This is a genomic window from Emticicia sp. SJ17W-69 (assembly GCF_051209875.1).
Taxonomy (GTDB): domain Bacteria; phylum Bacteroidota; class Bacteroidia; order Cytophagales; family Spirosomataceae; genus Emticicia.
The window spans coordinates 3503257-3524732 of the sequence record NZ_JBNTQY010000001.1 but is presented as its reverse complement, the minus strand read 5'-3'; the positions used below and the strand labels follow the sequence as shown (position 1 = coordinate 3524732).

Here is a 21476-nt window from a genome sequence, read left to right as displayed (position 1 = left end):
CTCAAACTGGAATAGGCAAGTTGTGCCTAACCAATAATGATCGAAAATTTTAAGAATTGTTAATCTAAAATATCAATAGGCCGGGGGAGCTCTAAGAGATGACAGTCTAATTACTTGATTGTCAAATAAGTAGGAGAATATGGATATTTTTTTTGCAGTAGATTTTTCAATAAGTTGAAGTAAAAATCTAATAAAATACCTTGATAAAGAATAGTTTTGTAATTCTTCAAAAGTATGAATATCAGAGAGGGATTCAAGAAAAAAGATTTTTTGTTGAGCAAATTGTTTGAGATAACTCGTCAACATCATTCCACTTTTCCAAGCAAGATTCTCAAAGACTTGGGCATCAAAAGTATTTTTTGATACAGCGAGTAGATATACACCACCACGTTGGTCGGGACCAAGAACAGTATTGACCGTTTTAAGTTTTTCGGCCGCATCTAGAATTTGTACTTTACTAAGTGCGGGGCAATCATTCCCTATACAAATTACATATTCAAAGCCTTTCTCAAAAACTGCTTGAATGGATAATGAAAGTTGCTTACCAAAGCCATTTTTATGATCATCAATTAATTGGTTGGAATAAAAAACTGACAAGCCTGTAGAACGAGCGGTTCGCCCAACAAAACTATTTAATTGATTGAATACCAAACGATTAACTCCTGTGTTTTTGGAAGGAGTAAGCGTTTTTAGAGAAGCATCTTTCGACACATCTTGGATAAAAATCAATATGGAAGTAGCGTTTTTCAAACAATTAGTAAGTTTTCACATATATACGATTATTAGCGTTATTTGGATGCAAATAAAAAATAATACATACAAAAATAAATTAACCTATATCTTCAACTTTCAGTATAGCTTCTTTATACAACCTCCCAAATAAATGTGGAAAAAGTTCATTGTTGGTTGCTAATTCGTATTTCAATTCAGCAGTCAATGCTTCTGTATTGACATGAAGTTTCAATAAATTGGTCTGGCCAGCATAATAACGTGCTAAGACACCATCCACTTGCTCGGCGGTACTTAGGTGAATAAATGTTTCTTGGTGGAGGGTTGGACTTTCATAATAATCGACATTTTCCCATTTTTGCCACCAATCTTTGCTCGTAATATGATAAATAATTGCCATTTTATTGTTTTTTATTCTTCAACGATGCACAAAATGGAGTTTTGTGTTACAAAAAAACGTCCAAAATGGACGTTTTTTTTCTTTTATCTCATAACTTCGGTTACGCTCAGTTACCAATAAGCTGTACCTTGTCATTCAAAATTCCCACTCATGCTTTCACTTTGCCCCAACCCATTGTTGATACCATCCAGTCGGGTAGTGGTCTTTGTGTCTTACGCTTTTTAAGGTTTAAATACCAACCAATTTTTTTCAAAATAGGCACTCTATGCGTTTCTACAAATTCAATGAGCGTACCATCAGGGTCTTCTAAATACGTGAATCTTCCGCCAGCTTCACCCATATCAAAGGTTTCACCATTCACTTTGCTATCAACAGTAAATGGAAAACCATTTTCAGTGCATTTTTGTTTCAAAGCATCCATGTCGAGTGTATCAAAACACACATGAATAAAACCTAAATCGCCCCAGCTTCTATCTTCAAATATTGTTTTTGGTGTACTGTCAAGTGCTTGGATAAGTTCAATTTCAACATTCCCAAGCAAACGGCTAAAAGCACCATTATTATTCATTGGTTTACGTAGTAAAACCCTACGAAAATGTTTTTTATCAGCGTTTAATTCTTTTAAATCTTCAAAAATGCCTGATTTATCATAAACCAACTCACTGATTTGTAACACATTTTGATACAAATTTAATGCTTTGTCAATATCACTTACGCCAATGACAACACCCAAAACACCACCTGTTATACTGCCTTTTGGACGAAACCATGAGTCGTCTTGTACGACTTGTAGTTGATTGCCGTAGCTATCTTTGATCCAAGAAAAAGTTTTATTTTCAGGTGAAATACTGGTCTTAATTTGTTGTTTATCAGCAAATTGTTCGATATTTGAGCATTTTATTTTTACAGCAAAGATTCCTAAATCGCCGATTTGAGGTTCAAAATTGGCTGCAAGAGGTGCTGGACTATTCGATTGCCAAATCTCTGCACCACCACCTCCAGCCATATTCAGTGCTAAAATTGCTCTTCTTTGACGAATATTTCCTTTGGTGTAGCGAGTCATTAAAGTTGCTTCGGCAACATCATCGAAAAGAGGCACATTTAAGCCAAATGTTCGATTATACCAACTAAATGCATCTTGTGCATTTTTTACACCAATTCCTACTTGCTGAATACCACTTATTAATTCTGACATATTTAATGTGTGTAATGATTTTTGGGATTTATTTTGACGACAATTTAAATCATATAAACCCCTATTTATAAAATTAAGGATTTAACATTTTGCGATAAGTTTCTACCATTTTTTGCTGAGAAACATTTCCTCTTAGAAACATTTGCATGATAGTAAAATTTGCTTTTTGAACCCGAAGATATGAATTTGTTTTGTATTTTCTGGCAGAAACAATTACATTTTTAGGTATTATCTTAAATTTTAAACTTTTGTTTGCTCTCATTATGAATTCATAATCTTCCATGATTTGAAAATCTTGCCGAAAACATCCTATCTTTATGAAATCTTTTTTCCGAATAAAGAGGGTTTGATCGCCACCCCTGCACCAAATAAATGGAAATCGAGTAAAAAAAGCATTTACTTTAAGTAAAAATTGAGCTGAATCGAATTGATAACGGTAACAACCAAAATCGTAACCTTGCTTTAACGCTTGCAAAATATCAAACGAATAATCAGGATGGATTTGAGTATCGGCGTGAACAAAATATAGAATATCGCCTTTAGCCATATCAGCTCCATAATTCATCTGAGTAGCCCGCCCAGTTTGGGGGGATTTTACAGCCTTAACACCTAAGTTTTCAGCGATAGTAAAGGTACGATCAATCGAATCGGGAGCATCAATGACGATGATTTCTTGCAAATTTGCACCACCATATTTTTTTAAAGATTCGATTAAAATAGCTATATTTTGAGCTTCATTCTTGGTAGGAATAATAACACTAATTTTCAATGATTTATATAATTTAAGTAAAACAATGACTTGAATGGTGTTATTTGTAAGTACAAATTATTTTTTTGAACAAATATATATGAAAATATTATCCGTTGAACAAATTCGAGAAGCAGATGCTTTTACGATTAAAAACGAACCAATTGCTTCGATTGTTTTGATGGAAAGGGCATCAAGGGCTTTTGTTGATTGGTTTTGTGAAAACTTCACAGATAGAAATCAGCTAATTAAAATCTTTTGTGGTCTTGGCGATAATGGTGGTGATGGTCTGGCAATTGCCCGAATGTTGCATCCATTAGGTTATGATTTGGAAGTTTTTGTAGTGAGGTACTCAGAAAAAAAATCAGAAAATTTTGAAATAAATCTTGGAAGATTAGAACGACAATTAAATGTGCAAGTAATTGATAGTGAGGCAATTGGGGTTGAATTATTGCCAAGTGATTTGATCATTGATGCTATTTTTGGTTCGGGTTTATCTCGGCCTTTAGAAGGTTTAGTAAAAAGGATTGTCGATCAATTAAATAGGAGTGAAGCTCAAATTATTTCAGTTGATATGCCAACAGGGTTATTTGCTGATCAATCAAATAATGTTGCTGATGTGATTATTCATGCTTCACATACGATTAGTTTTCAATTGCCCAAATTAGCTTTTATGCTTCCTCAAAATGCCGAATTTGTGGGTGATTGGCATCTTGTTGATATAGGTTTAGACCAAAATTTCATTCAAAATGCTGAAACAAAATACTTTTATTCTACACCAAAAGAAGTTGAGAAATTAGTTAGGCCTCGAAAAAAGTTTTCTCATAAAGGGACTTTTGGACATGGTTTACTGATTGCAGGAAGCTATGGAATGATGGGTGCAGCGGTGCTTGCGGCACGTGCATGTATGCGATCGGGGGTTGGCAAACTTACTGTTCATTCAGTTCCTACTGGTTTACAAATCATGCAAATGCTTTTGCCTGAAGCGATGTATTGGGAGTCTTTGGGAAATAATAATTTTATTGCCACAAAATCTTGGGATAGAGAAATACTTGCACCTTATCAGGCTGTTGGAATTGGCCCAGGAATAGGAGTACATCAAGATATAAAAATTGGTGTCGAAAAACTTTTTGAAGTTTGTTATGAATTGAAAATTCCCATGGTTATTGATGCAGATGCTCTTAATAATATTTCTAATGCAGAAAACAGAGATGTCATGAAGAAAATCCCTAAGAATGCTATCCTTACACCTCACCCAAAAGAATTCCAAAAGTTAATTAATAAAACTTGGAAAAATGACTACGAAAAGTTGTCCTTATTGGTGCAATTTGCTGTAAATCAGGAAGTTATTGTTTGCCTAAAAGGTGCAAATACAGCTATTGCTTTACCCGATGGAACAATACATTTTAATTCTTCAGGAAATGCCGGGATGGCCACTGCTGGAAGCGGTGATGTACTCACTGGTATGATATTAGCTCTTTTGGCTCAAGGATATGCACCACAAGAAGCAGCCATTTTTGGTGTTTATCAACATGGTTCGGCAGGTGATAAAGCTGCCGAAAATAGAAGTATAACGAATATGATTGCGAGTGATATTGTCGAGTATATAAGGTTTTGACTTCTGATATTATCTAATAATTGTACTTATTCTTTTAATTTGATGGGTATCCAAATTTCTTCTTCCGAACTTGGGTCATTATTCTTGTATTTTTCTCCTAAAATCTCAAAATGAGGTCTTTCATCTAAAGAATACTTTGAATTTGGTAGCCATGAAGTAAAGATATATTGAAAAATGCTAGTATCAGTATTTAAGCCTTTATAAAAAAAAACAGCGTATAAACCACTTTTTAATACAAAGGTTTCCATATCTGTCGGTACTATATCAAAGTTTGAAACCTCAATCAAAGCCCATTTTTCAAAATTTTTATTGGGATTAAAATTATCGAAATGTGATGTTTCAAAAACTTGTAATGAAAAAAGTTCTGTACCAATATTATTGCTAATTTCATTTCTTCTTGGCATAAAACTTCGCCATAACTCAGGCGTTTTATTATTAGCATAAGACATCTCCAGTTTTTTGCCAATCAGTTTTTTTTCGGTTAATAATTCAATTCTTGGGGTCATGGGCTAAAAAGGATAATTTAGTTGAAATAATAAAATTGACTGCTTTTTGTTTCTGTATCATAAATAAGAATGGCTTCTTCAAATTGCTCAAGTTGAGTCACTAAAACTCCCTCATTATTCCAAACGGCCGAATTTCCTACACTTAAAAAGTCATCTGCAATACCTATCGAATTTGACATCATAACGGTCATACTTAGATTCTTGGCAATTTCAGGATAATGCACCTTCGCTTTTTCAATACCTTTTGCCGATTTTGCCACACTTGCTAAATAAATATTTGCCCCATTTGCTGAAGCATTAGTTGAATGTGTCATTTGAAGTGATTCAAAACAAACTGCAGGAGCTATTTGATGATTATTGAAGGAAATAAAAACTTGATTATCTCCACCAACAAAATAAGGATATTCGTCGGAGTGCAGGATTTGTTTAGAATAAGTTTGCCTTGGAATATGTGGTTGAAAAATAACCATGCTTATAGCAATACCCATACTTTGCTTTGTTGGAACTCCAACACAAATAATTAGCTGTTTTGTGTCGCATATTTCTTGAAAAATATCAAAACGTTTATCTTCTTGCGTCGTTGCTAAGTTTTTAGCGAGTTTTGGTTCGTAGCCAGTTAATGAAAGTTCTGGAAAAAAGATTAGTTCAGCACCATTTTCCGCAGCTAAATTAATGAAATTAATATGTTTTTGAATATTACCTTCAATATCACCCTTGATTGCTTGTATTTGAGCAGAGCATAATTTCATTGTTCATAAGTTTATATAAAAAAGCTTCCCGAATAAATACATTCGGGAAGCTAAAGTAAAATATTATTTTAATTTTTACAAGATTACAAACTCAACTCGACGATTCATTTTGCGACCTTCTTCGGTGTTGTTGTCAGCAATAGGTTTCGTATCTCCATAACCTTTGAATTGAATTCGGAAGCCTGCAATACCTTTACTTATCAAATACTCACGAACATTATAGGCACGTTCAAGCGAAAGGCGTTTATTTTGTGTTGGATCGCCCACGTTATCGGTGTGTCCTTCAACTATGATAGTCATTTTTGGATCGTCTTTAAGCATTTTCAAAAGCCCATCAAGCTGTTCATACGAATCAGGCAAAAGTCTTGATTCACCGATTTCGAAGAAAACTTTATCAAGCCTAAATTTATTTTCTTCTATTTTGAGGGGTGAAGTTTCTGTTTTTATAATTTCTTTTTCTTTCTTTTCTTCTATCTTAGGCTCTTCTTTTTTTGCAGCAGGATTTAAGTAAATATTCTGCGAAAACTGCTGATTTTTACTGATTTTTGATAAATCCATACTTTCCTGAGAGTTTTCATAACCATTAGCAGAGGCAATAAATGTGTAGGCATCTGGCTTTATTTTAAATGAATATTCGCCTAAATTATTGGTTTTTACAGAATCAGTTTTTTGTACATCATAATCAAAACGATACAAAACTTTTCCAGCAATTGGTTTATTGGTTTTAGCATCTAAAATTTTACCTTTAATAGTCACCACTACTTCTTCATCGTTAGAAACTTCTTCTTTCTTCTCAACTGGAGGGGCTGTAATAGGTTTTTTTACTAAAGGATTATTGACATGAACACCATAAAAATTCCAATATTGGTGACGTTCTTCTGGGCGATTTTTGCCTTCAATCAAATTGAAAGTTTCGATGCCAGCATCTAACTTTTCAAAGTAAACCGTAAAACGATATTTTTCTTTAGGATAAACATTCATTTCCTCAGGAATTTCAGGAATACCTGTTGATTTGATATATTTGAATCGCTTCCCATTGCCATTCAAGTAACTTTTTGGATTAAATGAAATGGTATAAGTGGAGGCTGGTTGACTTTGATTTGGAAAAGGAAATTGGAATTGCAAAGCATTGTTTTTTCTTTCAGAAACTTGATAACTGAAAGATATGATAGTATAATTTCCCCGAATTTCGACTTTTGTTATATCAGTTTCATAACTTGTTTGGTCGTCAATTTCGGGCATTTTGGTTATTAATTGACCAAAACTATTCAAAAATGATAATGTAAAGAGAGTTATGAGTAGTTTTTTCATAGTATTTAAAATCTAAATTTATTGCACCCAAAAAACGAATGTAGTTATTTTTTAGTTTATTTGTGGTTGTTAATTTTTGTTAATTCTATGAAACATATAAATGACCTTCTCCAACTCGGCGACCCAAGATTATATGAAGTATGCGAGCCAGTTTACGAACACGAACTGCCTTTGGTAAAAGTATGGATAGCTGACTTGCACAATGTGATGGAAGAAATTCGGGCAAAGTACCAATTCGGAAGAGGTATTGCAGCTCCGCAACTCGGAGTTATGAAAAGATTGATTTATTTGAATCTTGACCGCCCTATTGTGATTATCAATCCAGTTTTTGAAAATTTAAGTGAAGAGATGTTTGAATTATGGGACGATTGTATGTCTTTTCCTAATCTATTGGTAAAAGTTAAACGTCATAAAGTGTTAACTATCAATTATTTAGACGAAAACTGGCAGCCACAAACTTGGCAAGTTGAAGATGCCATTTCAGAACTTCTTCAACATGAATATGACCATCTTGATGGAGTCCTTTGCACCATGCGAGCCATTGATAATCAATCATTTAAATGGCGACCAACGCCTGAAAACTAATGGATAATGAATCATTGAGTGAATCACGCATTTTCAAAGTTCTTTTTAGAGGATTGATGGGTGAGCTTGTAAAAGAAATAGCCAAGCCTCTTTTACTTTATTTTCATTCAATAATTTTGATGCTTCACTATGCAATAGATTGTCTAAAAATGCACAGCCGTAAAGCACTTGCTCGATGATTTCTTGCATGATTTGTGTATCTCGGAAAGCCATAATCTCTTCTTGACTTGGTAAAGTTTCAACATTACCCAATTGTCCTAAATGATTGCCAGTCAGGATTTTAGACAAACGGATTTTTTCTGGAATGGCATCATAGCCAATGCCGATTTTGCTTGTCGGTTTTTCAACTTCAAATATTGCTGATTCGTTAGCTCTTGCGTACCAATCTCCTCCCATTCGTGCTACCCAATCGGTTTTTTGCTGGTCAATTTTGCCATTTTTTCCAATAATCAGTTCTGAAAAATGAGCTAGAATAATCTCACAAATGACCAAATTCATTGTACCAATCTGCTTGATTTCCAATATTTTACATTCAAAATGAGCTTTTGATTCCTTTACTCTTGGCGGCTTAATAAGAATTGATTTTTCTTCAGTAAATCCTGATTTTACAAATTCATTTGTATCTCTTGGAAACTCAACACTTGACAATGACATTTGCTGAACCATGTTATAATCAACCATGTTGATGACAACTTCGGGAACTTCCTCAAGGTTTAGAATGGTATCTTTTTTCGAACCATCTCGGCCACGGTTATTGGGGGCAAAAACTAAAATTGGAGGATTGATACCCATGATATTAAAAAAGCTAAATGGACTCAAATTAACATTCCCAGATTTATCAATCGTACTCGCAAAAGCTATCGGACGAGGAGCAACTGTTCCTGTGAGATAGCTATAAAAAACTCTTGAATCTAATTCTTTTGGATTGAATGTAAGCATTAAATTAATGTAGAATGAAAAGTGTAAAATAGATAATTACAAGAAAAATCAGCCTTGTAACAATCAATAAATCAAAAAAAAGTTTAATCAAATTTATGAAATCTTCCCACTGACTTCCCCAAAACCAACTCTTATTCCATCTTTTTCAGAGAAACCACTTAACGTCAATTCATCGCCATCTTCAAGATAGGTGCGAGTTTCACCATTTGTTAATGTTATGGCATTTTTTCCCGCCCAAGTAAGTTCAAGTAACGAACCGTAAGTGCCAGATTCTGAGCCACTTACAGTGCCAGAGGCCAATAAATCGCCAATTTTTAGATTACATCCATTTACTGTATGATGAGCTACTTGTTGAGCAATATTCCAATACATCTGCTTGAAATTTGTTCGAGTGATTGTATTTCTATTTAAACTAACTTCTAAATTTATATCAAAATTCCGCTTACCTTCTACTGCTAAATAAGGCAATGGTGCAGGTTCTTGTAGAGGAGAATACACTCTAAAAGGTGCTAATGCTTCTAATGTAACTACCCAAGGGGAGATGGAAGATGCAAAATTTTTACCTAAAAAAGGCCCTAAAGGTTGTGTTTCCCAACGCTGAATGTCTCTTGCTGACCAATCATTAAAAAGTACTAATCCAAATACATAATCTTCTGATTCTGAAGTATTTATACTTTTTCCCTGTTCAGAGTTTTTGCCTATAATTGCCCCAATTTCCAACTCAAAATCCAGTTCTTTTGTTGCTTCAAAAATAGGCGTAGTAGCATTGGCTGGTTTATACTGTCCGTTGGGGCGATGAATAGGGGTTCCAGAAATGACTATCGAACTTGCTCGACCGTGATAAGCAATCGGTATATGTTTCCAATTCGGGAAAAGGGGATTGTCAGGTCGAAATATTTTGCCAGCATTGGTGGCATGCTCGATGCTTGAATAAAAATCAGTATAATCACCAATTTTCACTGGTAAGTGCATTTTTACATCATCAATTTTATGAAAAGCATGATTGAAATGCCTTTTTAGAGGAGATTTTTCATCACAAAGCCATTCTTGTATTTGAATCCTTATGGCATTTGTTCGTTTTTTGCCAAGTCCAATAAAAGAATTTAAACTTGATTGATTACAAATATTACGGGGAATTTCGAGTAAGCCAAGTTTGCGTAATTGTTCTAAATCAATTACATAATCACTAATTCGGATGCCTACTTGAGGTTTTTTTTTATGGGTACTAAAAATCCCAAAAGGAAGATTATAGATTGAAAAATCGCTATCTGACGATATATCGAGCCAAGAGATCATTATAAAATATATTTACAAAGTCAGTTTACAAAAAACAGTTTTGCAAACCGAATTTGTAAAACTTAAATTATTTTTCACTTACATTTTCATGAATCTTGTCCATGATTCTAACAAGATGTTCGTAGTCTTCGTCTGTTAGATTTCCCCACGATTTCCTACGAATTTCACCAATTACACCTAAAGCATTTTCATGTAATTTTTCACCTTCTTCAGTTAAATAAATATTGAATTTCCTTCGATCATCATCAGCCATTTGGCGTCTGACCAAGCCTTTTTCAACTAATAAATCTAATATTCTGGTAATTGTTGGTGCATCTTTAGCTGTATCAACTGCCAAATCATTTTGACTAATTCCTGCTTTGGGTTTGATGTGGTCGATTACAACCCATTGGTCAACAGTTAAATCAATTCCACCATCAGTAAGGCCTTTTTGCATAAAACTGCGAATCCTTTTGATGGTTGTATCAATTTTGAAATAGTACGAACGTTTGTCTGAGTGCGTCATTTATTTAATTTCAGTCTTAATCTACTTTGTTGGTTTTTAGTAATTTTCTTTTAGTATTATAAAATAACAGCTAAAAGCCTTTTTTATTACAAAAGTAGAAAAAACCTTCAATTATTGATACACTAATAATTGTAGTTCTAAAATTTCTTCAAATTTTGGTAATGATTGAAACAATTGTTCATAAGAATCTATCACAAAATACTTTTTCTGGTACGCATCGATTTTTACTTCTGTTTCTAAAATCTCTTCAATTGAGTAAGGGACTCTCATAGGTACACCGCTATTTAAACTATAAATGCTTTCACCGCTCGAAGAAATAATGCCTCCACCATAAATTTTCAATACGTTGGTTTCTTTAATTAGTCCAAATTCGACAGTAAACCAATAGAGTTTTTGCATGAGTTTTACTGCATAATCATCATTGATGTATTTCAAAGAAATTTTGCTAAACTCAGCCAAAAAATCACAAAATGCTTGATTGGTTAGCAGTGGAACATGACCAAAAGTATCATGAAACATATCAGGTTCTTCCAAATAGTCTAATTGCTCTATTTTACGAAGCCAAGTAGAGGCAGGAAACTTTTTGTTTGCCAAAAGTTCGAAAAACTCTTTGATTGGTACTAATCCTTCGACTGCCACCACCGACCAACCTGTCAGTGCTTGTAATCGAGGATTGGTTTCATTTTCAAAATCAGGTATATGGTGTGATACAAAACCTGCTTTTTCAATTCCTTCAAGATAAGCTACACTGGCTATTGAAGGTAATTTTTGCATTTGCCTTTCGTATAGCAATTGCCAAACTTCATGGTCGGCAGGGGTATATTTGTTATAATCTTGGTTCATTTTAATGAGTGATTGAGTGAATTGGTGATTGAGTAATTTGAGAATGAGTGATTTGTAAATTGGTGAATAACTATTCTTTATTGGAGAAATTTTTCATAATTACTCATTCGCAAATCACCCAATCACTAAATTTTACAAAGTCCCCCGCAAAATCTGCTCACGCTCAATTGCTTCAAAAAGTGCTTTAAAATTGCCTTTTCCGAAGGATTTAGCTCCTTTTCTTTGAATAATTTCAAAAAACATTGTCGGACGAGGTTCTATTGGCTTAGTGAAAATTTGGAGTAAATAGCCTTCTTCATCTCGGTCAACTAAAATACCGAGTTGACTTAATTGCTCTATTTCTTCTTCAATATCACCTATTCTACCTTTTAAGTCTTCGTAATAGCTATCAGGAACTTGCAGAAATTCAACACCATGTTCTCTCAAATGTGTAACAGTTGTGATGATGTCATCAGTAGCAACTGCTAAGTGTTGAACCCCAGCACCACCATAAAAGTCGAGATACTCTTCCACTTGCGAGCGTTTTTTCCCTTCTGCAGGTTCATTGATTGGAAACTTGATGCGGCCATTGCCATTCGACATTACTTTGCTCATCAAAGCAGTATATTCAGTCGAAATATCTTTATCATCAAAACTAACTAATTGATTAAATCCCATTACTTTTCCGTAGAAATTTACCCATTCATTCATGCCATTCCAACCAACATTTCCAACTATATGATCTATGTATTTTAATCCAACTGGAGAAGGGTGATAGCTTGGTTTCCACGAACGAAAGTTTGGTAGAAAAACACCTTTATATTGGTTTCTTTCTACAAAAATATGTACAGTATCACCATAAGTATGAATACCCGAACGTACCACTTTTCCAAATTCATCTGCTTCTTCGATTGGTTCAAAATAAGGTTTTGCTCCACGAGAAATAGTTTCATAATAGGCATCTCTTGCATCATCTACCCAGAGTGCAACAACCTTCACACCATCACCGTGCTGATCGATGTGTCGGCCAATTTCAGTTCCTCCATGAAGGGGAGAGGTAAGCATCAAACGAATTTTCCCTTGTTGTAAAACATAGCTTTCTCGGTCACGAAGTCCTGTTTCAAGTCCTGCATAAGCCAAAGGCTGAAAACCAAAAGCAGTTTGATAATAATGAGCTGCTTGCTTGCAATTGCCTACATACAACTCAATATAATCTGTACCGTTAATTGGTAGGAAATCACTTTTTTGTTCGATAATATTGTTTGTTTCTTGAAGTAACATATTATTTCCTTTTAGTTTGATGATTGTTTTACTCTTTGTGTAAATCTGTGTTCGCCTTGCTTATGTGGTAAATTTTATTTAATCTTCTCCCCAACTCTGAAAATACTTTCCATCATCATATTTTAAAGCATTTTCGGTAATCATTAAAGGATGAAAAGTATCAATCATTACAGCTAATTCTTTGGTCTGAGTCTTTCCGATGCTTCGTTCCATCGCCCCTGGGTGTGGGCCATGCGGAATTCCTCCTGGGTGCAATGTTATATGTCCTTGTGCAATGTCATTTCGGCTCATAAAATCTCCATCTACATAGTAAATTACCTCGTCAGAGTCAATATTTGAGTGATTATAAGGTGCTGGAATGGCCTTTGGATGATAATCATAAAGTCTTGGGCAAAATGAGCAAACGACAAAAGCATCACTTTGGAAAGTTTGATGCACTGGTGGTGGTTGATGAATGCGGCCTGTAATTGGTTCAAAATTATGAATCGAAAATCCCCAAGGAAAATTGTAACCATCAAACCCAACCACATCAAAAGGATGATATTGATAAACTAATTGATGTAATTTATTTTGTTTCTTGATTTTGATTAAAAATTCACCTTTTTGGTCATAAGTTTCTAAAATTTCAGGGAGTTTATAATCCCTTTCACAATAAGGCGAACTTTCCAAAAGTTGCCCAAAATGATTACGGTATCGTTTTGGCGTATAAATAGGTGAGTGAGATTCTACATAAAAAATACGATTATCGCTTGTGTTAAAATCAATTTGATAAATCATCCCCCGAGGAATAAGCAGATAATCACCATATTCAAAAGTAATATTGCCGAGTTGTGTGCGAAGTGTGCCTGAACCTTTGTGAATGAAAAGTAGCTCGTCGGAATCAGCATTTTTATAGAAATAGTCACGCAAAGATTGTGTCGGAGCCGCTAAACCAATTGTACAAGCCGCATTGGTCATCATTGGTACTCGACTTTCGAGAAAATCATCCGTAGGAATAACATTAAAACCAATAAATTTCCGCATCATCATGTTATGAGTATCTCCAATTTTTGGTGTAATATCTTTGCTATCAAGTATTTGCATGACTTGCGTAGGTCGATGAATATGATACATCAACGATGCCATACCGTCAAAGCCAATTGTTCCAAAAAGTTGTTCATAATACAATCCTCCATTCTCTGGCTTTTCAAATTGTGTATGTCGCTTTGCTGGAATTTTTCCAAGTTTATGGTAAATAGGCATTTTATATTAATGAATAATTGATAATGTAGAAAGGATAATTACTTTATAATCACTATTAATTGTTATACTAAATATTGTTGTGCGTACAAAATTATAAAAATTATTTGTTATGACAATTAAAATATAAATATTTTTTTATTTGATAGTATTAAATTGCGTTAAATGGTTTTTTTGAAGAAAGAAAACGAAAAAAGGCGTATCGAAATACGCCTTTTTAATTGAATGTCATTTTGAAATAATTGAATCAAGTAGTTTTGAATAACTAAATACCAATTAAATGATCAAGCCATAGGATGATTTTTTTGAAAACCACAAGTTTTTCAGGTTCGTTATGAGTTTCATGATATAGCCCTTCAAGTGAAATAAAAGTAACGAGTTTACCAGCTTTTTCGGCAAAAAGTTCACTGCCATGATGTGAAGTAAGTTGGTCGGCAGTTCCATGATAAACCAAAGTTGGGATAGTCAATTTTTCAGCATTATCAATCGCCCATTGACCAGTTTCTATCATTTCAATTCCCATTTTTGCCGAAACCTTATCATGTACTAATGGGTCATTATTGTATTTATTTACCTCCTCTGTATCTCTTGAAATGGCCGAAGAATCTAAACCGCTACTTAATGATAATGCGGGTAAAATCCCTTTCATTAATTTTCCGATTGCCAGCGTGACTTTTGAAGGCTGAAATGCTAATTGGAAATATGGTGATGACAGAATTGCCCCAGTAATTTTGGGCTGACGACGGAGTAAATAATTTGCTACTAAATTTCCACCCATGCTATGCCCATAAAGAATCTGTTTGGCATCTGGAAAATTTATGGAAGCCTGCATCAATAAACTATCAACATCATTTAAGAAAGTTTCAAAATCTGGGAAGTGACCACGTTTACCTTCTGATTTACCATGCCCACGTTGGTCGCAGCCAATGACAGCGTAGCCGTTGTTATTAAACATTTCAGCGACATGGTTGTAGCGATTGATATGTTCGCCCATGCCATGCATGAGGCAAATTACGGCTTTGATGGGCATTGCGGACTCCCATTTTTTGCCATAAATATTAATTCCGTCGGAGGTTTTCCAAGATAGTTCGGTAGCGTTCATTTTTATAGATTGAATAGATTTGAAACATAAATATAGATAAATATCATGATATATTGCATCAAGTTTGTGGCTTGGGTTGGTTTCTTTATCTTTGTGGGGTTTTGCATAAATATATTTTGATAACTTCAAATTTTGAGTTAAAGAGAATTTGGTTTCTTCCTCATCATAAAGAAAAGAATATATATGGAACTTTTGTGCCCTTTTTAATCATTTGAAAAAAAAACACTTCAAAAAACAACAAAACTAATGAAACAAGTATTAAAAACACTTAAAATCGAATCACTCAACAATGGGATTAGCACTGGCGTAGAAAGTTGGGCAGGTGGTGGAAGTTTACTGAGTTCTTATTCCCCAGTAGATGGTGAATTGATTGGACAAGTAAATCAAGCCAATAAGGAAGATTACGACAAAGTTATCGAAAAAGCCAAAGAAGCATTTAAAGTTTGGCGAACAGTTCCTGCTCCAAAACGTGGCGAAATTGTGCGACAAATGGGAGATGCTTTGCGTGAAAATAGAGATGCTTTAGGGCGTTTAGTAAGTTACGAAATGGGCAAAAGTTTGCAAGAAGGCTGGGGAGAAGTACAAGAAATGATTGATATTTGCGATTTTGCTGTTGGACTTTCTCGTCAACTTTATGGACTTACGATGCACTCAGAACGTCCGCAACACCGAATGTATGAGCAATGGCACCCGCTTGGCATAGTTGGAATCATTTCGGCTTTCAATTTTCCAGTGGCAGTTTGGTCTTGGAATACCATGTTGGCATGGATTTGTGGAGATGTTTGTGTCTGGAAACCTTCCGAAAAAACACCTTTGACAGCCATTGCTTGTCAAAATATTATTCAAGAAGTTTTACGCAAAAATGATATTCCTGAAGGTGTTTCGAGTATCATTATTGGTGATAGAAAAGTAGGTGAGTGGCTTTCAAACGACTCAAGTGTAGCCTTGATTTCAGCAACCGGTTCTACTCGCATGGGCAAAGCTGTTGGTCAAGCAGTAGCAGCTCGTTTTGGAAAAAGTTTATTAGAATTGGGTGGAAATAATGCCATTATTGTTACTCAAAATGCTGATTTAGAAGTAGTTATCCCTGCGGTTGTTTTTGGTGCGGTTGGCACGGCTGGGCAACGTTGCACAACCACTCGCCGTTTATTTTTGCAAGAAAGTTTGTTTGAAGAAGTAAAAAATCGCTTAGTAAAAATCTATGCCCAAATACGTATCGGTAACCCTTTGGACATGCACAACCATGTTGGCCCCTTGATTGATGTTGATGCCGTAAATAATTATAAAACAGCTATTACAAATATTCAGAATGAGGGTGGAAAAGTGCTTTGTGGCAATGAAGTTTTATCAGGAGAAGGCTACGAATCAGGGTGTTATGTAAAACCAACCATCGTTGAAGTTGAAAGCCAAACACCAACGGTTTGTCACGAAACATTTGCCCCTATTTTGTATTTAATGAAATTCAAAACACTTGATGAAGCGATTGCATTACAAAATGCTGTTCCACAAGGACTTTCATCATCCATATTTACATTAAATATGCGTGAATCTGAGCAGTTTTTGTCTTATGCTGGTTCAGATTGTGGCATTGCTAATGTGAATATTGGAACTTCTGGAGCTGAAATTGGCGGAGCTTTTGGTGGAGAAAAAGAAACTGGTGGCGGGCGTGAAAGTGGTTCAGATGCTTGGAGAAATTATATGAGAAGACAAACAAATACTATCAATTATAGTACACAACTGCCTTTGGCTCAAGGGATTAAGTTTGATTTGTAGTTGAGATATGAGATTTTAGATATGAGATTCGAGATTTTTTTCTTTAAAACTTTTCTCGAATCTCTTGTCCAGTATCTTGAATCTAAATCTCCAACTTAGTCTCATTTTTAATCTCACTCATCACAAATGTGCTATGTGTACTTCCAATATTTTCGAGTGATGCCAATTTATTCATCAAAAAACTTTGGTATTCACGCATATCTTCCACCACCACTTTCAGCATAAAGTCATATTCTCCCGAAATATTATGGCATTCGATTACTTCATTCAGTTTGACAATTTCCAAAACAAACTTTTTACCAGCCTCTTGAGCATGTTCTTTTAAGCGAATATTACAAAAAACCATTAAGTCTTTACCTACTTTTTCACGGTCAATCACCGCAACATATTTTTTAATTACGCCTTCATTTTCTAGCCTTCTTACACGCTCATAAACAGGCGTTGGTGAAAGATTCAATCGAGAAGCTAATTCTTTAGTTGTCAAATGTGCATTTTCTTGAAGTGACTTCAAAATCTCACGGTCGGTACTATCTAATTTTTGCATAGATAAAATGTCGTTTTTTACAAATATTTAGGTCAAAATTAAAAATAAAAACCGTAGCAAACAATTGAATTTTAGATAATTTATCTATTTTTTGTAAATTATTCAAATAATCAATCTTTAAATCGTACTTTTGTAAGATAAATTTTGTTATTATCCTGTAACACAATTTTCAAAATTGTGATTACTCTTTTTAATTAAAAATAAGGTAAGAAGTGGCTAACATCCGAGAAATACTAAAAGATAGAATCCTTGTGCTTGATGGTGCGATGGGTTCTTTGATTCAAGAATACAAATTATCTGATGCAGATTATAGAGGTGAACGTTTCAAAGATTTCCCGCATGAAGTAAAAGGTAATAACGATATGCTTTCAATCACGAAACCAGAAGTTATTAAAGAAATTCATGCAAAATACTTTGAAGCAGGTGCTGACATTGCCGAAACAAATACTTTTTCGGGAACGTCAATCGCAATGGCCGATTATCACATGGAAGATTATGTGTATGAATTGAATTATCAATCTGCCAAAATTGCTCGTGAGGTAGCTGACGAATTTACTGCAAAAAATCCCAATAAGCCTCGTTTTGTAGCAGGTTCGATTGGCCCAACGAATCGTACGCTTTCGTTATCACCTGATGTGAATGACCCAGGTTTTCGTGCTATCACATTTGATGAATTGGTTGAGGCTTACTATGAGCAAATTCAAGGTTTGGTTGATGGAGGTGCTGATGTACTTTTAGTCGAAACTATCTTTGATACGCTCAATGCTAAAGCTGCTCTTTTTGCCATTGATTTATTTGCTTTTGATGTAAAACACAATACAGTGAAACCATTGAAAAGTGGGTCAATGGCAAAGCAAACAAGAGAAAATTTGTTAAATTTCGTCGAAAGTAATATTCCAGTAATGGTTTCAGGAACTATCACCGATGCTTCTGGACGAACACTTTCTGGACAAACAACCGAGGCATTTTTGACTTCGGTTTCACACATAGATTTATTGTCTATTGGTTTAAACTGTGCTTTAGGAGCAGATTTAATGCGTCCTTATGTACAGATTTTGGCTAATGAAGCACCATTCATGGTATCGGCTCACCCAAATGCAGGCTTGCCAAACGAAATGGGAGAATACGACCAATCGCCAGCAGAAATGGCAGTGATCGTGGAAGATTTCTTGCAAAATAGTTTTATGAATATCATCGGAGGCTGTTGCGGAACAACGCCTGCTCACATAAAAGCCATTGCCGAAGTTTCGGCAAAATACAAGCCACGTGTTGTACCAACTTTTGAACCAATTCAAAAAGTATCAGGATTAGAACCTTTGAAAATGACGAAGGAAACTAATTTTGTGAATGTTGGTGAGCGTTGTAATGTAACTGGTTCAAAGGCTTTCGCAAGATTGATTCGAGAAGGAAAATATGATGATGCTCTTTCAGTTGCAAGAAATCAAGCTGAAAATGGAGCTCAAATCATTGATGTAAACCTTGATGAAGGAATGATTGATGGGGTAGAGGCAATGACAACTTTCTTGAATTTGATTGCTGCCGAACCTGATATTTCAAGATTACCTTTGATGATTGACTCATCTAAATGGGAAGTGATAGAAGCAGGTTTGAAATGTGTACAAGGAAAATCAATTGTAAATTCGATTTCTTTGAAAGAGGGTGAAGCAAAATTTATAGAATCTGCTCAAAAAGTGAAACGTTATGGAGCATCAACAGTCGTAATGGCTTTTGATGAAGATGGACAAGCAGATTCGTATGAGCGACGCATTGAAATTTGTAAAAGAGCTTACGATATTTTGGTCAATCAAGTTAATTTTCCTCCGCAAGATATTATTTTCGATCCAAATATTTTGACAGTTGCCACTGGTTTGGAAGAACATAATAATTATGCCGTTGACTTTATCAATGCAACTCGTTGGATAAAAGAAAATCTGCCTTATGCTAAAGTTTCTGGCGGAGTTTCTAATATTTCGTTCAGTTTTAGAGGAAATGAACCCGTTCGTGAAGCCATGCACACCATATTTTTATACCATGCTATCAAAGCAGGAATGGATATGGGAATTGTGAATGCAGGTCAATTGGGCGTTTATGACGATATTCCGAAAGATATGTTGGAACTTTGTGAAGATGTACTTTTGAACCGTCGCCCTGATGCTACCGAGCGATTGGTAACTTTTGCAGAAACTGTCAAATCTAAAGGGAAAGAGCAAGTTGTTGACAATGCTTGGCGAGAATTACCAGTTGGTAAACGCTTAGAACATGCTTTGATTAAAGGCTTGACCGAATTTATTGATGAAGATGTTGAAGAAGCACGTCAAGGTTGTGAGAAACCACTTCATGTAATCGAAGGGCCATTAATGGATGGAATGAATGTGGTTGGTGATTTGTTTGGTGAAGGGAAAATGTTCTTACCGCAAGTAGTAAAATCGGCAAGGGTAATGAAAAAAGCTGTCGCTTATTTATTGCCGTTTATTGAAGAAGAAAAATTACTAAATAAGGTGGAAGGTGAAGCTGAAACTTCATCAAATGCAGGTAAAATTTTGCTCGCAACAGTAAAAGGTGATGTACATGATATTGGTAAAAACATTGTTGGGGTAGTATTGGCTTGTAATAATTATGAAATCATAGATTTGGGTGTAATGGTTCCTACCAATAAAATTTTGGAAGAAGCCAAAAAACACAATGTTGACATCATTGGTTTAAGTGGTTTGATTACACCAAGTTTGGATGAAATGGTTGGGGTTGCCAAAGAAATGGAGCGTCAAGGTTTCAAAGTCCCTTTGTTGATTGGAGGAGCAACCACCTCACGTATTCATACCGCAGTGAAAATAGACCCTCACTATTCTGGTCCTGTAATTCATGTGTTGGATGCTTCGAAAAGTGTACCTGTGGCTGGACGTTTGATGCAAAATGAGCAAACTAATCAAGAAATTTTTGATGAAATCAAGACACAATATGCACAATTGAGAGTTGACCACGCCAGTCGTCAAAAAGATAAAAACTTTATTTCGATTGAAAAAGCAAGAGAGAATCATGTGAAAATTGATTGGTCAAATTATAAAGCCACAAAACCTAAGTTTTTAGGAACGAAAGTTTTTGAAGATTATGATTTGGCTGAAATTGCAAAGTATATAGACTGGACACCATTTTTTCAAACATGGCAATTATCTGGAAAATATCCTAAGATTTTTGATGATGCGGTAGTGGGAAATGAAGCAAAGAAACTTTATAATGATGCTCAAGCAATGCTCAAAAAAGTTATTAATGAAAAATCTTTGCAAGCAAAAGCGGTGATTGGTTTTTATCCTGCCAATTCAGTAGGTGATGATATTATATTGCACAATTTTGAATCGTATGAGTATAATGCTGCAGGTCAAGGTGCATTAAAAGGTACAGGTTATAGAGTTTTGGGTGAAACAGCAGTTTCAGAAAATGGTGATTTGATTGAAAATTCACCCTTAGCAATCTTACACCAACTTCGCCAACAAAACTTAAAAGCTCAAAACTTACCCAATTTGTGTTTGAGTGATTATATCTCACCTTTAGGAGCTGGTAGTGATGATTACATTGGCGGATTTGCTGTTACTGCTGGTTTAGGAATTGAGGCTCTGCTTGAACAATACGAAAAAGATAATGATGATTACAATTCTATTATGCTCAAAGCCATTGCTGACCGTTTGGCAGAAGCATTTACCGAATTGATGCACGAGCGAGTGCGTACCGAATTTTGGGGCTATGTTTCAAATGAAACTTTCACGAATGAAGAATTAATTTCTGAAAAATACCAAGGTATTCGTCCAGCACCAGGTTATCCTGCTTGCCCAGACCATACCGAAAAAACAGCTTTATTTGAATTACTACAAGCCAATAGAATAGGTATCGAATTGACTGAAAGTTTTGCTATGTATCCAGCAAGTTCGGTGAGTGGTTGGTATTTTTCTCATCCAGAAAGCAAATATTTTACTATCGGAAAAATTGGTAAAGACCAAGTTGTAGATTATGCCAAACGTAAAAATATGGAATTGGAGGAAATTGAGCGATGGCTTGCTCCTGTATTGAATTATGATTGATGAAATATCTTTAAAGTGTACAAAAAAAGAGAGTTATGATCATAACTCTCTTTTTTTATTGTCT

General features: G+C 35.0%; 19 protein-coding genes. 4 read left to right on the top strand and 15 right to left on the bottom strand.

The window, feature by feature from the left end:
* Window positions 1-72: 72 nt before the first annotated feature.
* The 4 genes from ACQUQZ_RS14375 to ACQUQZ_RS14360 all read right to left on the bottom strand — a co-directional run bounded on the left by ACQUQZ_RS14375 (window position 73) and on the right by ACQUQZ_RS14360 (window position 3093).
* On the bottom strand, window positions 73-750 hold the full coding sequence (locus ACQUQZ_RS14375) for a DUF2064 domain-containing protein (protein WP_435355696.1): 678 nt from the start codon (window positions 748-750) through the stop codon (window positions 73-75).
* Window positions 751-829: 79 nt separating this feature from the next.
* On the bottom strand, window positions 830-1129 hold the full coding sequence (locus tag ACQUQZ_RS14370; RefSeq protein ID WP_435355695.1) for a DUF952 domain-containing protein: 300 nt from the start codon (window positions 1127-1129) through the stop codon (window positions 830-832).
* Window positions 1130-1277: 148 nt separating this feature from the next.
* Window positions 1278-2324, bottom strand: coding sequence for a VOC family protein (locus ACQUQZ_RS14365; protein WP_435355694.1), 1047 nt, complete (start codon window positions 2322-2324; stop codon window positions 1278-1280).
* Window positions 2325-2397: 73 nt separating this feature from the next.
* Window positions 2398-3093, bottom strand: a complete 696-nt coding sequence (locus ACQUQZ_RS14360; protein ID WP_435355693.1) for a TIGR04283 family arsenosugar biosynthesis glycosyltransferase — start codon at window positions 3091-3093, stop codon at window positions 2398-2400.
* A gap of 79 nt (window positions 3094-3172) precedes the next feature.
* Between ACQUQZ_RS14360 and ACQUQZ_RS14355 the strand changes: the two genes are divergently transcribed.
* Window positions 3173-4690, top strand: a complete 1518-nt coding sequence (locus tag ACQUQZ_RS14355; protein ID WP_435355691.1) for an NAD(P)H-hydrate dehydratase — start codon at window positions 3173-3175, stop codon at window positions 4688-4690.
* Between the two features lie 26 nt (window positions 4691-4716).
* On the opposite strand, the gene ACQUQZ_RS14350 is transcribed toward ACQUQZ_RS14355, so the two are convergent.
* The 3 genes from ACQUQZ_RS14350 to ACQUQZ_RS14340 all read right to left on the bottom strand — a co-directional run bounded on the left by ACQUQZ_RS14350 (window position 4717) and on the right by ACQUQZ_RS14340 (window position 7256).
* Entirely contained in the window at window positions 4717-5196 is a 480-nt protein-coding gene (locus ACQUQZ_RS14350; RefSeq protein ID WP_435355690.1) for a GyrI-like domain-containing protein, read from the bottom strand.
* 17 nt (window positions 5197-5213) lie between these two features.
* Complete coding sequence (locus tag ACQUQZ_RS14345) at window positions 5214-5945, bottom strand: carbon-nitrogen hydrolase family protein (protein ID WP_435355689.1); 732 nt, start codon at window positions 5943-5945, stop codon at window positions 5214-5216.
* Window positions 5946-6020: 75 nt separating this feature from the next.
* Window positions 6021-7256, bottom strand: a complete 1236-nt coding sequence (locus ACQUQZ_RS14340; RefSeq protein WP_435355687.1) for an OmpA family protein — start codon at window positions 7254-7256, stop codon at window positions 6021-6023.
* Window positions 7257-7343: 87 nt separating this feature from the next.
* Between ACQUQZ_RS14340 and ACQUQZ_RS14335 the strand changes: the two genes are divergently transcribed.
* Entirely contained in the window at window positions 7344-7841 is a 498-nt protein-coding gene (locus ACQUQZ_RS14335) for a peptide deformylase (protein WP_435355686.1), read from the top strand.
* A gap of 45 nt (window positions 7842-7886) precedes the next feature.
* On the opposite strand, the gene ACQUQZ_RS14330 is transcribed toward ACQUQZ_RS14335, so the two are convergent.
* From ACQUQZ_RS14330 to ACQUQZ_RS14300, 7 genes are all read right to left on the bottom strand, one after another.
* Complete coding sequence (locus ACQUQZ_RS14330; protein ID WP_435355685.1) at window positions 7887-8780, bottom strand: flavin reductase family protein; 894 nt, start codon at window positions 8778-8780, stop codon at window positions 7887-7889.
* A gap of 93 nt (window positions 8781-8873) precedes the next feature.
* Window positions 8874-10076, bottom strand: coding sequence for a fumarylacetoacetase (gene fahA, locus ACQUQZ_RS14325; RefSeq protein ID WP_435355684.1), 1203 nt, complete (start codon window positions 10074-10076; stop codon window positions 8874-8876).
* A gap of 67 nt (window positions 10077-10143) precedes the next feature.
* On the bottom strand, window positions 10144-10581 hold the full coding sequence (locus ACQUQZ_RS14320) for a MarR family winged helix-turn-helix transcriptional regulator (RefSeq protein WP_435355683.1): 438 nt from the start codon (window positions 10579-10581) through the stop codon (window positions 10144-10146).
* A 111-nt stretch (window positions 10582-10692) separates the two neighbouring features.
* The gene (phhA, locus tag ACQUQZ_RS14315) at window positions 10693-11424 is read right to left on the bottom strand and encodes a phenylalanine 4-monooxygenase (protein ID WP_435355682.1); all 732 of its coding nucleotides are present in this window, start codon (window positions 11422-11424) and stop codon (window positions 10693-10695) included.
* 132 nt (window positions 11425-11556) lie between these two features.
* A complete protein-coding gene (hppD, locus tag ACQUQZ_RS14310) occupies window positions 11557-12684 on the bottom strand; it encodes a 4-hydroxyphenylpyruvate dioxygenase (RefSeq protein ID WP_435355681.1) in 1128 nt (375 codons plus the stop codon).
* 78 nt (window positions 12685-12762) lie between these two features.
* Window positions 12763-13926 carry a homogentisate 1,2-dioxygenase gene (locus tag ACQUQZ_RS14305; protein ID WP_435355680.1) on the bottom strand — a complete coding sequence of 388 codons (1164 nt, stop codon included), beginning with the start codon at window positions 13924-13926 and terminating at the stop codon, window positions 12763-12765.
* A gap of 262 nt (window positions 13927-14188) precedes the next feature.
* Window positions 14189-15025, bottom strand: coding sequence for an alpha/beta hydrolase (locus ACQUQZ_RS14300; RefSeq protein ID WP_435355679.1), 837 nt, complete (start codon window positions 15023-15025; stop codon window positions 14189-14191).
* Between the two features lie 246 nt (window positions 15026-15271).
* Here ACQUQZ_RS14300 and amaB point away from each other — a divergent pair, with 246 nt between their 5' ends.
* Entirely contained in the window at window positions 15272-16798 is a 1527-nt protein-coding gene (gene amaB / locus ACQUQZ_RS14295; protein WP_435355678.1) for an L-piperidine-6-carboxylate dehydrogenase, read from the top strand.
* A gap of 82 nt (window positions 16799-16880) precedes the next feature.
* On the opposite strand, the gene ACQUQZ_RS14290 is transcribed toward amaB, so the two are convergent.
* Entirely contained in the window at window positions 16881-17342 is a 462-nt protein-coding gene (locus ACQUQZ_RS14290; RefSeq protein ID WP_435355677.1) for an Lrp/AsnC family transcriptional regulator, read from the bottom strand.
* Between the two features lie 266 nt (window positions 17343-17608).
* On the opposite strand from ACQUQZ_RS14290, the gene metH reads away from it, so the two are divergent.
* Window positions 17609-21412, top strand: coding sequence for a methionine synthase (metH, locus tag ACQUQZ_RS14285; protein WP_435357658.1), 3804 nt, complete (start codon window positions 17609-17611; stop codon window positions 21410-21412).
* Window positions 21413-21476 lie beyond the last annotated feature (64 nt).

Coding starts and splice junctions, on each gene's coding strand:
- ACQUQZ_RS14370 (WP_435355695.1), bottom strand. CDS start 1,129: ATGGCAATTATTTATCATATTACGAGCAAAGATTGGTGGCAAAAATGG.
- ACQUQZ_RS14365 (WP_435355694.1), bottom strand. CDS start 2,324: ATGTCAGAATTAATAAGTGGTATTCAGCAAGTAGGAATTGGTGTAAAA.
- ACQUQZ_RS14355 (WP_435355691.1), top strand. CDS start 3,173: ATGAAAATATTATCCGTTGAACAAATTCGAGAAGCAGATGCTTTTACG.
- ACQUQZ_RS14350 (WP_435355690.1), bottom strand. CDS start 5,196: ATGACCCCAAGAATTGAATTATTAACCGAAAAAAAACTGATTGGCAAA.
- ACQUQZ_RS14345 (WP_435355689.1), bottom strand. CDS start 5,945: ATGAAATTATGCTCTGCTCAAATACAAGCAATCAAGGGTGATATTGAA.
- ACQUQZ_RS14340 (WP_435355687.1), bottom strand. CDS start 7,256: ATGAAAAAACTACTCATAACTCTCTTTACATTATCATTTTTGAATAGT.
- ACQUQZ_RS14335 (WP_435355686.1), top strand. CDS start 7,344: ATGAAACATATAAATGACCTTCTCCAACTCGGCGACCCAAGATTATAT.
- ACQUQZ_RS14330 (WP_435355685.1), bottom strand. CDS start 8,780: ATGCTTACATTCAATCCAAAAGAATTAGATTCAAGAGTTTTTTATAGC.
- fahA (WP_435355684.1), bottom strand. CDS start 10,076: ATGATCTCTTGGCTCGATATATCGTCAGATAGCGATTTTTCAATCTAT.
- ACQUQZ_RS14320 (WP_435355683.1), bottom strand. CDS start 10,581: ATGACGCACTCAGACAAACGTTCGTACTATTTCAAAATTGATACAACC.
- phhA (WP_435355682.1), bottom strand. CDS start 11,424: ATGAACCAAGATTATAACAAATATACCCCTGCCGACCATGAAGTTTGG.
- hppD (WP_435355681.1), bottom strand. CDS start 12,684: ATGTTACTTCAAGAAACAAACAATATTATCGAACAAAAAAGTGATTTC.
- ACQUQZ_RS14305 (WP_435355680.1), bottom strand. CDS start 13,926: ATGCCTATTTACCATAAACTTGGAAAAATTCCAGCAAAGCGACATACA.
- ACQUQZ_RS14300 (WP_435355679.1), bottom strand. CDS start 15,025: ATGAACGCTACCGAACTATCTTGGAAAACCTCCGACGGAATTAATATT.
- amaB (WP_435355678.1), top strand. CDS start 15,272: ATGAAACAAGTATTAAAAACACTTAAAATCGAATCACTCAACAATGGG.
- ACQUQZ_RS14290 (WP_435355677.1), bottom strand. CDS start 17,342: ATGCAAAAATTAGATAGTACCGACCGTGAGATTTTGAAGTCACTTCAA.
- metH (WP_435357658.1), top strand. CDS start 17,609: ATGGGTTCTTTGATTCAAGAATACAAATTATCTGATGCAGATTATAGA.